The organism is Cohnella rhizoplanae (assembly GCF_948329515.1).
GTDB lineage: Bacteria > Bacillota > Bacilli > Paenibacillales > Paenibacillaceae > Cohnella > Cohnella rhizoplanae.
Map to the genome: position 1 here is coordinate 47,993 of NZ_CAOJCN010000021.1, position 16,551 is coordinate 64,543.

Consider the following 16,551-nt stretch of genomic DNA (forward strand, 5'->3'; position numbering starts at 1 on the left):
AAGCATGAATAGACGGCCTAGGCCGTCTTTTTTTATTTTTCTTGAATAATCTTCTTTCAAAGTATATATTAATAAGTGCAAGTATACTTAATAAAGTTGAGGAGAGGTCCTATGAGAGCCTTGAACAAATGGTTGCCCGCAGTCGGCTCAACGCTAGCGATCGCTATGGTCGCTGCATGCTCGAACGGCAACGGCGATGCTTCTTCGTCTCCGATTGAAAGCGATTCCAGCAATTCTCCGGCAGCTCCCTCTGCGTCGGCATCTCCATCCGCGTCGGCATCGGCATCTGCGCCAGTCGCCTCGGAGCTTTCGGGGACCTTCAAAATATCGCTGCCCAATGCCTCCGCCTCCGTATGGAACGCAGTCGCCGATGCCTACATGGTCAAGCATCCGGGCGTGAAGATCACCGTCGACAACAAACCGATGGACGGTTACAAGGAATGGCTCACCTCCCAATTCGCTGCCGGTACGCCGGACGTGGATCTCGCGGTCATCAACGAAGTCGGCAGCCTGCAGGACGACAAAAAGTTCGTCGATTTCTTGCCATGGCTGGACAAGAACAACCCGTATACCGGCAAGGCATGGAAGGAGAGCCTTGATCTCGGCACGATGGGCATCAACTTGGACGCGCTTGGGGAAAACGATCACTTGTATCCGCTTAATTTCGAGTCGGTTCAAATCGTTTGGCTGTACAACAAGGAGATCTTCGACAAATCCGGCGTGCCGGAGGCGCCAAAGACATTTAACGAGCTGATCGAAGCGTTCAAAAAAATCAAAGCGGCCGGTTATATCCCGCTGTCCCTCGCGGGCAACTCCAACTCCATGTGGAGCGGCGAGGCGGGCTGGCTCGTACGCGTGTACGGCGATCAATATATGCGCGACTCGGTTAACGTCATCCGGTCGCAGCCGAACGACTATAACTTCGTGCCCGGGATGGACGACGTCTGGAAGTACGATCCGACCGATCCGTACAACGACTCCAACAGCAACGTGACCAAAAACGATCTTCGCGTATGGAAGGCGATCAAAGACAAGACGGGGCCTTTTAAAATCGAAGGCAATCCGCAGTGGAAGACGTTCATGGAAAATCTGAAGACGCTGTTCCAATACACCGAGCCCGGATTTTTCGGCGTAAACGCGGATCAAGCATACAGCCTGTTCCTGACCGGCAAGGCCGCGACGATGCTCACGACGCCCGGGTCGTACTGGCAGTTGCCGAAGGATCTGGCCGACGAGAAGAAGTCCGGCTCCACGGGAGGCGCGAAGGCGTTCGAATACGGATTTTTCAACATGCCGTCGATGGAGGGCGAAGGAGTGCTGGCCCCCGCCCGCACGATCCAGATCCCGATCGGATTCTATGGACTCGTGTCCAAGGATGCCAAGCAAACCGAGCTGGGCGTGGACTTCATGATGTATCTGACGAGTCCGGAAGGCTACAAGGTGTACGTGACCGCCATCCAGAACAGCAAGGATGCCTCGATCGCCGGAGCGCCGGCGCTGAAGGACATCGAGCTGCCCGAGGAGATGGCGAAGGCGTTCGCGAACTTCGAGCCGATCGGGAATACCGAAGGCTTCACCAGCGCGAACAACATGCTGGCACGCGGCTTGTGGGATTACCAGCCGTCCGTGCAGGAATGGGTAGGTCTGATCCAGCAGTACTTCGGCGGAAAGATCACGATCGATCAGTACTTGGCCAAATATCAAGCGACGGTCGACAAGTATCTGGAGGCCGCGCTGAAGGACAAGAAGAAGGAGCTGTCCGATCTGGAGACGCCGGAGCGCCAGCCGCCGGAGAGAAAATAAGAACGAAGCGTCTCGCGCGGACGGCGTCCGTCCGCGCGGAACGCTCCGCTTCGGAGCATCGGAGAGGGTGATGACTTGCGGAAAACCTGGAAGCTGGGCTGGGCCTTAATAGCGCTATGTATGCTGCTCGCGCCGGCGAGAGTTTGGGCGCAGACGGCGTGGAATCTTGAACAAGGAAAATCGGTCACCGCGATGGCGATGTCCCCGGACGGCAAGCTGCTTGCCGTCGCCAGCTCGGACACGCATGTGTATCTGTTCGGCGCGGACGGCAAGCGGATCGCCGCCATGAAGACCGGCAACGTCGTCACGGGCGTGGGCTTCGCCGGAGCGGATCGGCTGCTGGCATCTTCCGACGATCGCAATCTGTACGCCTTCGACTTGAACGGCGAGCTGTTGTGGAAGCGGGACCTGAAAAAGCGCGTCGAGGGCGTCGCTCCGTCGGCTGACGGAACGACGGCGGTAGTGACGATACAGAACAGCTCCGACCTGCTCCTCGTCGATCCGGCCGACGGCAGTACGCTGGCCAAGACGTCGATCGGCGCGCGCGCCGCCGATGTCGCGACCGCTCCGGGCGGCGGCTATATCGCGGTAGGCGGCAAGGATCAGAACGTGTACTTGCTGGACGGCAGAGGAACCCTGCTATTCGAGGCCGGCATGAGCGGCACGATCGGCAGCGTTGCCGTATCGGACGAAGGCCGCGTGGCTGCAGGCTTGACTTCATCGACGGTCGTGCTTCTAGATCGCGACGGCAGCAAGCTTCGCGAGATCGCCGTGACGGATTCGGTCAAGGACGTCGACCTGACGCCGGACGGGGAGACGATCGGCGTGGCGGACTATGCCGGTCATTTCTATCTGATCTCCTCGGCGGGCAAAACGATCTGGCAAACGCAGGTGCCCGCTTCGGCCACGCAGCTCGCGTTCGGCGCGGAGGGCAAGACGTTGTACGGCGGGACGGAGAACGGCGGCGTCTACAGCTATGACGTGAAGAATGCCATAGCGGGCGCCCAGTCCGAAGCGTCGAAAAAGCGAATGATGCAGGCTGCCGCAGGCGCAATCGCGCTTCTGTTGATCGCCGCCGCGCTCTACCTGCTCAAAAAATATAACCGGCTTTCCGTTCTCAAACGCATCTGGCAGGCTAAATGGATCTATCTAAGCTTGTCTCCGGCTTTTATTTTGCTGATTGGCTTCATGTACGTGCCGGCGCTATCCGGCTTGTACCACTCCCTGTACGAATGGAACCCGGGCGGCAGATCCACGTTCGTGGGCCTCGACAACTTCCGCAGAATCTTAAGCGACGACTATGTCGGCAAAGGCATCGTCAATCTCGGCATTCTGATCGTCGCGGGCCTTCTGAAGGCCATCGTGCCGCCGCTGTTCGTGGCGGAGCTAATCTATCACCTGAAGAATAAGCGGCTTCAATATTACTTCCGTACGGCGTTCGTGACGTCCATGATCGTGCCGGCCGTCGCGTTGCTGCTGATCTGGCAGAACCTGTACGACCCGAATATCGGACTCATCAACCGCTTCCTGGAAACTGTCGGGCTGGACGGACTGGTGAATTCGTGGCTCGGCGATCCCAAGACCGCGATCTGGGCCGTCGTTTTCATCGGATTTCCGTTCGTCGGCATTTTGCAGCTGCTCGTGCTTTATTCGGGTCTGATCGGCATTCCCGACGAATGGATCGAAGCCGCCAAGATGGACGGCGCACGGCTGCCGCGTATCATTCGGTCCATTCATCTGCCGCTGCTGGCGGGGCAGTTCAAATTTCTGATCATCCTGACGCTCATCGGCGTCATTCAGGACTTTAACGCCATATTGATCGTGACCGGCGGGGGGCCGATGGATTCCACCTACGTGCCCGCGCTGCAGATGTACTACGCCGCGACCAAGTTCGACGAGCTAGGCTACGCCTCGGCGCTCGGCGTCTCTATGTTCTTCGTCATCCTGGTCATTACGGTCGTCAATATGAAGTTCCTGCGAAGCTCGCGGGAGTGAGGAGGTTGCCTATGTCCGCACCCGTTCGCGCGACCCGCGCGCCCAGAACGATCGTCGGCCTGCCGATGCCGCGTCCGGCCGCCGTCCGGCAGGCGCTGCTGATCGGGACGCTGACGCTGCTGATCGTCTTGACCCTCGTACCGATCCTGTTCATGTTTTACAGCTCGCTTAAGAGCAATTCGCAGATTCTGGGCAGCTTTTGGTCGCTTCCCTCGCCGCCCCGTTGGGGGAATTACGGGGAGGCCTTCGACAGCATCTGGCGTTACGTGCTCAACACGATTCTTTACGCGGGAGGGGCGAGCTTGCTCGTCGTCGCACTGTCCGCGGTATCGGGCTATCTGTTCGCCAAGAAGGCGTTTCCGGGCAAAGAATTCCTGTTCCTTATGCTGCTCGCGATGATGATGGTGCCGGGCATCCTCACGCTGATCCCCGCCTTCGTATGGTACGAGAAGCTCGGGCTGACGAACACGCCGCTTGCGATTATCGTCGCGCATGCGGCCGGGGGGCAGATCTTCGGCACCTTCCTGTGCAGAACCTCGATGGAGGCCGTTCCTTCCTCGCTGTTCGAGGCCGCGCGCATCGACGGCGCCAAGGAGCTGACGGTATTCGCCCGAATCGTGCTCCCGCTATCCGTCCCGATTCTGGCGACCATTTTTATAATGCAGACTGTCGGCACCTACAACGATTACGTATGGCCGCTGCTCACGATCCGGGATAGCGACATGCAGATGATCGGCGTCGGGCTGACGCAGTTCACCAAGCAATTCGGCATTACGGACAAGGGCGTCCAGTTCGCAGCTTACTCTATCTCTTCGCTGCCGCTCATCGTGATCTTTTCGCTGGGCATGAAGTATTACATTCAAGGGATGGTTCAGGGCGCCTTGAAAATGTAGGGGGAGTCGCAAATGCAAACAGGCTTATACGAATGGCTGGAGCTGTATAAGAATCCGCCGGCCAAGTATCGGCCCGTGCCATTCTGGTCGATTAACGGGCAGCACGACGAGCACGAGATTCGGGAGCAGGTCGCCCGTCTGCAAGAGATGGGAATGGGCGGCGGATTCTTCCACCCGCGTCCAGGTCTCGTGAACGAGTACCTGAGCGACGAATGGTTCGACCTCTTCGCGGCTGCCCTGGACGAAGCGGAGAAGAGAGGTCTGCAGCTCTATATTTACGACGAAAATTCGTATCCTTCCGGCTTCGGAGGCGGGCATGTGTCCGCCGAGCTGCCGGACTGCCTGAGCCGGTCCGCCGGCCAGACGATACTGGAGCGTCCCGGGCCGGGCGAGCTGCCCTACGCGAACGCGCACTTCCTGTCGAGTCCCGGAAAGCCGATCGCGGCGTACGCATTCGAGCGCACGCCGGCAGGCGCGATCCGCCTAACCCGCCGCCTGGACGGGGTGCCCTCGTCCGAATGGGATCGGTACGGCCATTCTTACCTGATTTATGATTGGCGCGCGGCGGAGACGAACGCATGGCTGGGCGGCTTCGCCTATGTCGATCTTATGCGGCCGGAGGTAGCGCGCGTCTTTATCGAGCGGACGCACGAGCGCTACAAGGCGCGCTTCGGCGACCGCTTCGGTACGACGATACCGGCGGTGTTCACCGACGAGCCGGAGGTGTCGCCGGGCAACCTGTTCCACGCGGAAGTGGCGTTTCCTTTCTCCTACTGGTTCGCCGCGCAGTTTGCGGACCGGACCGGCTACGATCTGATCGCGCATCTGCCGCTGCTGTTCCAGGACGCCGAGGACGGCACCGGCACGCTGCGCAGTTCGCGGGAGGTGCGCGTCGACTACTACCGGGTCATGTTCGAGCTGTGGCGGGACAACTACGTCATCCCCCTCGGAGAGTGGTGCCGTGCGAACGGCCTGGCGTTCACCGGGCATTACCTGGAGCACCAGTGGCCGATTCCTTGGGTGCGTTTTTCTCCCAACGTCATGTCGCTCTACGAATTCATGGATTGGCCGGGCATCGACTTCCTGACGTGCAGCCCGCTGGCGGCGGACGGAACCGATTCGCTCCTCGTCACCGTGCGGGAGGCGGCGAGCGTCTCTCGCCAGCTTGGCAAGGCGCGGACGCTGTGCGAGGCATTCGGCGCAGGCGGCTTCGACGCCTCGACGCAGGACTTCAAGCGGATCGGAGACTGGCTGCTCGCGCATGGCATCGACTTCCTGAATCCGCATCTGACGGCCGCCTCTCTCGCGGGTGCGAGGAAGCGGGATCATCCGCAATCGTTCGACTGGCGCGTGCCCTGGCAGTACGAGCTGAGGGAGCTGGCCGATTATTTTGCCCGGGCGCAGCTTGCATTGACCCAAGGGAAGGCGGATCGCCGGGTCCTCCTGCTCCACCCGACGGAGACCGCCTATCTGTACCCGGCGACGACAAGCTGGGCGGCGAAGGGACATCCCTTCGAGGAGATGGTGGCGGCGTACAAGGCGCTTCTTCAACGGCTATCGGATGCAGGCATCGATTACGACCTGGGCGACGAGGAGATCATGGCGCGCCACGGGGCGATCGCGGAGGACGGCAGGTGGACGGTCGGGTCGGCGAAGTACGACGAGATCGTCTTGCCTGCGGGGATGGAGTCCATGAGACGGACGACGGTCAGTCTGTTCCAAGCCTACGTCGAGGGCGGCGGCATCGTGCGCGTTCTGGGCGACCGCCTCCCGGACTTCGTGGACGGCAGGCGCGACGACGCCTTGGCGGCACTGGCCGCCCGGATGCCCGAAGCGTTCGACCGCACGTCCGTCGACGCGCTCGTCTCGGCCTGGACGGCCGACAGCCGTCGGCGCAGCGGATACGGGCTGAGCGCGGCGGACGTGAGCGAGCGCGCCGGCGGCGAAGAGGCGGCATGGGCGGCGTCTGAGAGGCCCGAGATTCGAGGGCTCGCCGCCCAATCGCGGGAGCTGCCGGGAGGCGGGCGGCTATTGTTTCTTGCGTACAGCGCGCCCGAGCCCCGGACCGTGACGCTTGCCCTGTACGCGCCCGCCGCGCTGCGGCTTGATTTGCTGCGGGGGACGGCATGCCGGACTGCAGCCGACGGCGCACGCCAAGAACTTCGCCTGGAGCAGGGAGAATCGTACTGCTACCTGCTGCTGGACGGCGAGGCGGCCATCGGGGAGGTATCCGCTAGACTCCCGTTCGCCATAGCGTCGGAAGACATGCGCGCGGAGGCCGTCCCTTCCGGCGCAGTCGAGCGCAGTCTGACCTTCGACCGGATCGTTCCCCTGGGCGACAACGCGCTGATGCTCGACTATGCGGATGTGACGGGCCGGCATTTCAAGATGAGGGGCGCATCCGTGTACCGGGCTTGCCGCCTGCTTTATCAGGAGAACGGCTTCGACGACAATCCGTGGGACAATGCCGTGCAGTACAAACGCCGCATCCTAGAGCGGGCCCGGAACGCGAGCGCGCAAGGCTTCGAGGCGGTGTTCCGCCTGGCGGTCGGCACCATTCCCCGGCACATCCGTCTTGCCGTCGAGCAGGCGAGATTTTTTCGGCTCGAGATCAACGGCAGGGCGATCGCGCCTTCGCCTTCGGAGAGCTGGATGGATCGCTCGATCGGCGTGTACGATCTCGCAGGCGCGCTCTCGGCGGGCGACAACGAACTCAAGTTGACGGCGCCGCTATTCGATCCGCTGCTGGAGCTGGAGCCGGCGTACCTGCTCGGGGATTTCGCGGTGTCGCCGACAGAATCCGGATTCCGAATCGAGGCGGGCATGCCGCGACTGCTGCCAGGCGATTGGACCGCCCAAGGGCTGCCCTTCTACGGCGGGCAGGTGGAATACGCGTTGGAACCGATCGAGGCGGATGCGGATTCGCTCGCGTCCTGCAGATACGCGGTTCGGTTGGAAGGACTGCTGGGGGCGGCGGCGCATCTGCTGGTGAACGGCGTCCGGGTGCCGGCGCATATGGGCGGGAACGTCACGGATATCACGGCGTTGCTGTCGGCCGGGGCTAACCGGCTGTCCGTCGTCGTGTCCGCTACCCAGCAGAACGTGTGGGGACCCCACCATGCCGGCCCGCCCGCAAGGATCGCTTCTCCTTGGATGTGGAAAAACGGGCCGGCCGAAGGCCCGCCGCCCGGGCGGGAATATTCGTTCGCTCCCTGCGGCCTGACCGAAGTGCGCTTGACAGTCGAACGCCGCTGATCTATATTGGCACGCTGGAAAAAGTCATTCGCAAGAGCAAGTCGCATTTGGTTTCTCGATGCCGGCTTGCTCTTTTTATATAAATAAGCACCGACTATGAGGAGGTTCATGATGAGGCTTATATCGAAACGATGGCTGGCCGCGACGGTCTGTCTGGCTTTGCTGCTGCCGTTTATGCCCGCCGGAGGCGGGGAGCGGGCGACGGCAGCCGTGCTAGAAACGGAGATTGGCGGGTTCGAGGGCGGAACGGACAATTGGCAGTGGGGCGCCAACGTGACCGGGCTGGCCCATGTGGCGAGCAGCGCGAACGCGCCGACGACACCGTATTCGGGCAATCGAATGGCGGAGCTGTCGACGGCGAGCGTGCCCGGCACCTCCTGGCGGGCGGTATACCGCAACTTTTCTCCGGCGCTGAACGTCTCGTCCACGCCTTACTTCCACGGTGCGTTCAACACCTTCGGCATCAATGCGTCCAACACCCAATTCGAGGCGAGAATTACGTTTTACAGCAACAGTCAGACGCTCGTATCCACGCAGTCTATTCAGGGAGACCGCTGGAACGAGCTCGGCGTGGACCTGAGCGGTTGGAGCTACAGAAACGCCATTACGAAGATCGAAGTCGCTTTTCGCTCCGTCACGTACGCGTCCAATTGGGCTGGCAAGCATCAGCTCGACAATGTCGGCTTTTCCGCTTATCCCGCCGTTTATCCGGGTTCGGTAAGCCAGGCGACGGCTTCGGCGACCCAGATCGTCGTGTCCGGCACGTACGCGACATCCTCGGCAGCGCAGCTCGACCTCATCGAGCTCCAGCCGTACGAGAAGTACGATATGACCGCCGTCTATACGGCAGCGGCCACGCAATCCGTCACGCCGGGCGGCGGCGTCGCGAGCTTCGCGCTGAGCGGATCAAGGTACGACGGGTCCAGGGACAAAGTGTACTCCAAATTCGTGGTAGTCGACCATGCGACGAAAAAGCCGGTAGCGAGCCCGACCTACGTCACCTCGCAGACGGCGCCGGCGAGTACGTATGCCTTCCCGGCAGCCGCCTCGATCAAGGGTCTGCAGGTGCAGACGATCGACGACGCCCAGAAGCTCGGCATCGGCCACGCGGCGCTGAACGTCGCGTTCAACGAGTTGTTCTCGGATAGCGCGACGGGCGCGGTTCCTTTCGTCATGGACGGGACGACCTACTATTTGAACGCATCTTACGTGGGGCAGCTCGATCGCGACATCAAGACGCTGTCCGACGACGGCGTCGTCGTCAGCCTGATCCTCATTCTGTATCCGGATACGGGGACGATCAACGCCAAGCTGACCCATCCGGGCTACTCGGGCAGCGGGACGGTCGCAGCGATCGATGTCACGGACGCAGACGGTATCCGCTACTGGAAGGCCGGCATAGAATTTCTGGCGAGCCGCTATACGAGGGCCGACCAACAGTACGGCCGGGCGGTCAACTATATCGTCGGCAACGAGGTGAACTCCCAATTCGCTTGGTACGACATGGGATCCAAGACGCTGCAGGACTTTGTGGAACAGTACGCCCGCGCCTTCCGCATCGCCGAGACGGCTGTCAAAAAATATTATGCCAACGGCCGAACGTACATCTCGCTGGACCACTTCTGGAACGGCAGCATCGGGACCGACGCCCTTCGGGCATACAAGGGCAAGGCGCTGCTCGACGAATTCAACCGGCGCATCAAGGCGGAGGGCAATATTCCCTGGAATATCGCCTATCATCCGTATCCGGAAGACTTGTTCGATCCGACGGTATGGAACGATACGACCGCGACCAACTCGGCCGATACGATTCGCGTCACTTTTAAGAACCTGCAGGTACTGACGGGCTATATCGCCGCTTCCGATTACTTGTACAACGGGAGCAAGCGCCGGATCATCCTGTCGGAGCAGGGCTTCCACTCGCTCAGCAACTCGCTGGCCGACCAGAAGACGCAGGCCGCAGCTTATGCCTACGCTTACTATAAGGCCAAGTTCCTAGGCGGCATCGACTCGTTCATCCTGCACCGGCACGTGGATCACGGGCAGGAGGGCGGGCTGAATCTCGGCTTGTGGACGCGTGATCCTACGAAGTCCGTCGCATCGGCGCCTAAGGACCCCAAGTACGTATACGATGTGTTTCAAAAGATCGATACGAGCGAGTCGGCTGCGGTCACGAATTTTGCCAAAAGCATCATCGGCATCTCGGACTGGGCGAGCGTCATTCCAGGCTACAACGCCGGGCAGCTAGCCGACCGGGAGGCGCCCGCCGCCGGTACCCTGACCGCCGTCGGTTCGATCTCGCCTTCGCTGGCCGTATCCGGCTTCGAGACGTCGACCGACGGATGGGCGGCATCGGAATATGCAGCGTCCGTAGCCTCGGTGTCGAGCTTCGCCAATGCGCCGGGAACGCCGTTCGCGGGAACCAAGTCGCTGGAGATCAATATGGACATCGGCACGGCTGCCGGCGAAGGGGTGGGAGGCGCAAGGGCTGAGAAGGGCATTGTGAAGAAGTTCGCCTCCCCGGTGAACGCCTCTGCCGCTCCCAAGTTCCAGTTCGCGATCGATTCTTACGGCAGCGCGCCCGGCGCCACCCAATACAAAGTGACCGTGCGTCTCTACAGCGGAACCCATATTCTGGAGGGTAAAGCGACCCTGACGCCGAACGCGTGGAACAAGTTCTCGATGGACACGAGCGCTTGGCCGTACGAGGGCAGCGTCGACAAGATCAAGATCTGGTTCAGCGCCGATTCGACGGCGCTCTGGAGCGCCAAATACCAGGTCGATCAGATCGGCTTCGGCGTCTGACGGAGGGATTAACAGCGTGCATGAGGGCGCATGGTCTGCATGGCCGGCGCCCGGGCCCCTTCACTACTTTTAAAAGGTGGGATTACGATTCATGCGACGCGGCACATTCAGGACAACGGCGATCATTATAATTGCAATCGCTTCCATGCTTGTTCAGTTGATCGGCGCATCCGGCGCGCTGGCCGGTGCATACGAGCCCGAACTGACGGATAAGGATGCCTATAAGGGACGCGCCATCTATCCGTTGCAGATCATCGATAACTTTAACGATGCTTCGCAAGCGACGCTGTGGACACCTGGCCAGAACGTGGAAAAGGCGGGCGTGACGGGCACGCTGCTGAACGCGCCCGGGGCGCCGTACGAGGGCGCCGGCGCGCTTGAAGTGACGCCCCTCAAAGTCAAGGCTTACGAATGGCGCACGGTCTCCCGCGCCTTCGACGCGCCGCTCGACCTGTCGGACGCGAACTTTCTAGCCGCCGCCTTGGATATCTGGGGCTGGAAGCAGGACGACTTCTTCGTGAAGCTGACGCTCAGGAGCGGCGGCGATACGTTCGAGGCGGTGTCGGGGATCGCGGCCAACAAGTGGAATGTCGTCTACTTCGATATCCGCGCATGGAGCGGCAGGACCAGCATCGACGGCATGTCGATCTCTTATATGAAGAATTACGATCTGGAGGGCATGTCTCCAGGGGACCCCGGCTACGACTATTGGGACGGCAGACTGCAGATCGACTCGCTGGCCGCGACGGCGGCCGCCGATCTTGATTTTCATATCCCGGGCTCTGCCGAGGGCTTCACGGCGATGTCCGGCACGGCCATCCAATCGGCTGCGGCAGGGTCGTTGAAGTATGTCGTGACGGACCCGTCGGGATCGTACATCGAGTCTCCCGGGCTGTCGCTGGACGCCGCCAAGCGCAATGCGATCCTTCTCCGCATGGCGAACGGGACGGGCGCCTCGCGCCTCAAGGTTGCCTGGACGACGGAAGACGATCCGGTCTGGGACGAGGAGAAGTCGCAGTCGTTCCCGGCGTCGGATTCGGGATCGTTCGCAGATTACGAGTTGGTACTGATGAATTCGCTCTGGAAGGGCGTCGTGGACCGTGTCCGCATTTATCCGGAGGGAGCGACGGCCGGCACGACGATGGATATCGACAAGATCGATTTTGCGCTCAAAAGTGTGGACGAATACGTTTATCAAGGAAATCTGGCGCCTCTGACCGTAGCCGGCGATCCGTCCGTGGTGACAGCGGAGGGTAGCGTGGGTGCGGATTACCTGTCCGCTCATCCGGACGCGACAGTGGGTATATACGGGTTGCCTCTATTCGACAACGAGAAGTCGGCCGATTACTCTACGCTGACGCCGCTGGCCGAGACCGCTGCGGGCGCATCTTTCAGCATGACGTTTCCGGCGGTCGACGGCGTCAAAAACCGTGTATACGACAAATTCGTCGCAGTGCTGAAAGACGGCGACAACTTCGCACTGGTCGACGGTCCGCACTACGTGACCAATCCGGAAGCGCTGGCCGCGAACAAGGACCCGTATCCGTCCACCGACAGCATCAAGGGACTTCAGGTGCAGCTGCCGGCGGATGCGGAGCGACTAGGCGTACGGCACGGCGCGATCAATATCGCCTACAACGAGATGCTGACGCTGACGGACCACGGCGATTCCTCGATTCCGTACTCGTACGAAGGACAAACTTATTATTTCAGGAAAAATACGATAGCCGGCCTGGACAGCCAGATCAAATCGATGACGGATAACAAGATGGCCGTGACCGCCATCCTCATCCTGTATCGTACCGGCATGACGGATCCGGACTCTCCCAACAAGGATATCGTGCATCCCGACGCGACGGCGGAAGGGACAGTATTCGCCCCGAACCTGACGAACGAGACCGGCGTCCGGTATTACGAAGCGATCACCCGCTTCCTCGCAGAACGGTATTCGCGCGCCGATCGGGCTTATGGCAGACTGGCGGGCTATATCGTCGGCAACGAGGTCGGACAGAATAAAGTGTGGAACAACATGGGGCCGAAGCTGCTGGACGAATACGTGAAGCAGTACGAGCGCCAGCTCCGGCTGACCTACAACATCGTGCGGAGCGTGAATGCGGGCAGCAGGGCCTACATCTCGCTCGACCACTTCTGGAACGATTACCAGTCGCCGGACTCGCAGTGGATCTACAGCAACAGAGCGCTCGTGGATGCGCTGGCCAAGCTGGCCCGCGCTGGCGGGGACTATGCCTGGGACGTCGCTTTCCACCCGTATCCGGAGGACTTGTTCGATCCGAAAACGTGGGAGGACACGACGGCGACCGACAGCTTCGACACGCGGCGGATCACCTTCAAAAATCTACAGGTGCTGACGCAATATTTGCAGCAGGCATCGATGACGTACGAGGGTGCCCAGCGCCATGTGATTCTGTCGGAGCAGGGCTTCCACAGCGGCGGCAATACGCCCGAGGAGCAGCGGATACAAGCTGCGGCGTACGCCTACGCCTATTACAAGGTGAAGTCGCTGCCGGGGATCGACGCCTTCATCCTGCACAGACACGTGGATCATGCGGGCGAAGGCGGACTTAACCTCGGACTGTGGACCAATATGAAGGGACAGACCGCGGAGGCGGATCAGCCGAAGGTCATCTACGATGTCTTCAAGCAGATCGACACCGTTAACTCGCTGGAAGCGACGGCGTTCGCCAAGTCGATCATCGGCGTAGACGATTGGTCGGAGGCGATACCGGGATTCGATCCGGCGGTCCTGGAGAACAAACCGGCACAGGAGACGGCGCCCATGGGCGCGGCGTCGGGCGTCGAAGGCAACGTGCCGCTGAGCGACTTCGAGCTGGACGCAGACGGCTGGCAGGGCACGGACAACGCGGCCGGCGCGGAGCGGGATGCGGAGGACCGGGCATCGGGCGAGTCCAGTCTCAAGGCGCGTGTCGTCGGCGGCTACCGCGGCGACTTCAAGGGTGTCACTCGAAGCTTCGAAGCTCCGCTCGATCTATCGGCGACGCCGGTCATCCGGGCGTCGGTCAAGGCGAGCGGGATCGGGAGCGGCGCGAAGGCGGAGTTCATGATCCGTGCCTACAGCGGCGCGCGCGTGATCGAAGGCTCGGTCGTGGCCCCGGCGGAGGCGTGGAACGACGTGGCGATCGATCTGACCGGCTGGGCGGGGCTTTCGAGCGTCGACCGCATCAAGATATGGGCGCGGCCGTCGGAGCGAGTCGCTTGGACGAGCGGCGCGCTGCAGGTGGACGACGTGGCTCTGGCGTCATCTGCGGCGATCTCGAACGTGTCGGTCGTGCTGGAGGCGCTGCCTCAGCCGGGTAAGGTGCAGGCCGGCGACACGCTGACGGTCACTGTGAATAATGGGGGGAACCGCATTTTTGCGAGCGACATCGGCTTGAAGGGAACAGGCGGCATTGCGCTGGATCGGAGCGTCGTGCAGGTATCGGTGCAGCCCGGCGCCCTCGAGCGGGTCGAGACGACCGTGACGGAGATCGTGCCGGTGGAGGGCCGGAAGGGCACGCTGGAGGTGACGGCGGACGGTAAAACGTATACGTTCGACCTGACTGAAGCCTACGATCCGGATTACAAACAGGACGGCGACCGCCTCGTGTTCGGCGACTTCGAGGGCGGCGTGCGCGACGGCTGGACGGCAGGGACCGAGACGTCCGCGGTCGGCGCGGTGAAGAAGGGCTCGAACGGCCCACCGGGTGCGGCGAAACAAGGGAGTTATATGCTGGAGGCCGCGAAGACCGCCAAGATCGCGACGACCGAGAGCAAGGCGGTCAAGACGTTCAAGACGCCGGTCGACCTGCGTGCCTATAGCAAGATCGACTTCGATTTCTTCGGATGGGGCGGGACGTCGTCGGCGTATATGGTGAAGCTTAAGCTTACGTCGGAGAGCGGCGAGACATTCGTGGTCGACAAGCAGATCGCGAGCGACGGCTGGATCTCCGTGTCCGCCGACATCTCCGCGTTCGAAGGTCGGGACAGCGTCAAGAGTCTGGAGATCTCCTACCGCGGCAAGGATACGGCTCATCATTCGGGACCGTGGGGCGGATATTTCTTTATCGATCATATCCGTACCGATGCCGCGGCGGTCGTGACGACCGGCATCTCGGCGGCCAAGCCGGCGGAGACGTTGACGCTCGGCCAAGCCGGAGTGCAGCTCGCCATTCAGGCCACGATGTCGGACGGGAGTCAGCGGGACGTGTCGGCCTCAACCGCGGGTACGCGGTACGAGGGCTACGACAGCTTGATTCTGTCGGTGAGCCCCGACGGTCTGATGGAAGCGAAGGCCGCGGGCACGACGGTGGTCAGAGCGGTGTACGGCGCGTTCGACACCGCAGTGTCCGTCACGGTCAACGAAGCAGGTGGACCGGAGAATCCCGGCGGTCCCGACACTCCGGCGATTCCTGCCCGGCCGTCTGCGGTTGCGGTGGCCGTTCCGGGCGGCATCGCGACGGCGACGCTAGATCGTGCGACGGGGGAGCTGCGCGTGGCGCTGGATTCGGCGGCGCTGGACAAGGCGCTGGACGCGGCTCCGGCCGGCGCGGACGAACGCCGTTCGGTCCTGATTAAGCTGCCGGAGACAGCGGGTGCCTCCTTTTATACGTTGACGCTTCCGGCGGCTTTTTTCGCGGCTTCCGACAGAGGCCGTCAGGTGACCTTGGAGACGGCGCTCGGCACGGTCTCCATCCCTTCGGACATGCTTGCGAAGGATGCCGCAGGCGAAGAAGCGGGCGAGATCGCGATCCGGGTTGCTCCGGTCGACCGGTCGCTGATTGGCCCTGCGGCGGCGATGGCCATCGGCGACCGCCCGCTGATCGAGATCGTCCTGCTTCGGAACGGCAAAGCGGAACCGTGGCACAATCCGAAAGCGCAGGTTATAGTGTCTATCCCTTATGCGCCGACGGAGGAAGAACTCCGGTCGCCGGATGCGATCATTGCTTGTTACGTAAATGATCAAGGCGGCATGGTGCCGATTTCGACCGGGCGGTACGAGAGCGAGAGCGGCGCAGTCGTATTCGCGATCCATCATCTATCGCAGTACGGCGTAGCGTTCGCGAAGAAGAGCTTCGCCGATCTGGATCGCTATCCATGGGCGCGCGACGGCATTGAAGCGCTGGCGTCGAAAGGGATCGTCAGCGGCATCGACGGCCGGACGTTCGAGCCGAGCCGCGATGTCACCCGCGCCGAATTCGCCGTCATGCTGGCCGGGGCCATGGGGTTCGCGGACGATTCGGCGCCAAGCTTTTCCGATGTCAAGCCGACGGATTTCTTCTATCAAGCGGTCGGCGTCCTGCAGAGGACCGGCATCGCGAACGGAGCGGGCGACGGCCGCTTCTTGCCAGGCGCTGCGATTTCCCGTCAGGAGATGATGACGATGACGGCAAGGGCATTGCGGTTGGGTGACAGATTGGATTCGACTGCGGCCGAACCGGTGAAGGAGCCCGAAGACTTCGACGAGATCTCGGCTTACGCCCGCGAGGCCATATCGAGACTCGAAGCGGCCGGGCTGATACAAGGTTACGGCGGGCGGATCCGCCCCGCCGAGCATGCGACGAGAGCGGAGACGGCGGTCTTTTTGTACCGGATCTATGATTACCAGTGGTTGCACTGACGGATAGACAGGTACTGCCGACGAAGATCGGAATTTCTTGGAATTAGCAAAGACAGCTGCGTCGTTCGCCCGTTGGCGCGCAGCTGTCTTTTTTCTCCGAACCGATTCGTATTCTTCCGGTAATCGTGGCAAAAGCCTGCTTCCGGCGCATCGAAATTTTGCGCC

6 protein-coding genes are annotated in these 16,551 nt (G+C 61.6%); all 6 read left to right on the forward strand.

Translation table 11 applies throughout. From position 1 onward, the window contains the following. Window positions 1-111: 111 nt before the first annotated feature. The 6 genes from PQG80_RS23160 to PQG80_RS23185 all read left to right on the forward strand — a co-directional run bounded on the left by PQG80_RS23160 (window position 112) and on the right by PQG80_RS23185 (window position 16,386). Window positions 112-1,803, forward strand: a complete 1,692-nt coding sequence (locus tag PQG80_RS23160; protein WP_271754027.1) for an ABC transporter substrate-binding protein — start codon at window positions 112-114, stop codon at window positions 1,801-1,803. A gap of 75 nt (window positions 1,804-1,878) precedes the next feature. Then, window positions 1,879-3,798: an ABC transporter permease subunit gene (locus tag PQG80_RS23165; RefSeq protein ID WP_271754028.1), complete on the forward strand. Its 1,920-nt coding sequence runs from the start codon at window positions 1,879-1,881 to the stop codon at window positions 3,796-3,798. A gap of 11 nt (window positions 3,799-3,809) precedes the next feature. Next, the gene (locus PQG80_RS23170) at window positions 3,810-4,691 is read left to right on the forward strand and encodes a carbohydrate ABC transporter permease (RefSeq protein WP_271754030.1); all 882 of its coding nucleotides are present in this window, start codon (window positions 3,810-3,812) and stop codon (window positions 4,689-4,691) included. A 12-nt stretch (window positions 4,692-4,703) separates the two neighbouring features. Then, window positions 4,704-7,946, forward strand: coding sequence for a glycosyl hydrolase (locus PQG80_RS23175; protein ID WP_271754031.1), 3,243 nt, complete (start codon window positions 4,704-4,706; stop codon window positions 7,944-7,946). A 111-nt stretch (window positions 7,947-8,057) separates the two neighbouring features. After that, a complete protein-coding gene (locus tag PQG80_RS23180) occupies window positions 8,058-10,751 on the forward strand; it encodes a DUF5722 domain-containing protein (protein ID WP_271754032.1) in 2,694 nt (897 codons plus the stop codon). A gap of 91 nt (window positions 10,752-10,842) precedes the next feature. Further along, on the forward strand, window positions 10,843-16,386 hold the full coding sequence (locus PQG80_RS23185; protein WP_271754033.1) for a DUF5722 domain-containing protein: 5,544 nt from the start codon (window positions 10,843-10,845) through the stop codon (window positions 16,384-16,386). The last annotated feature ends 165 nt before the right edge of the window (window positions 16,387-16,551 follow it).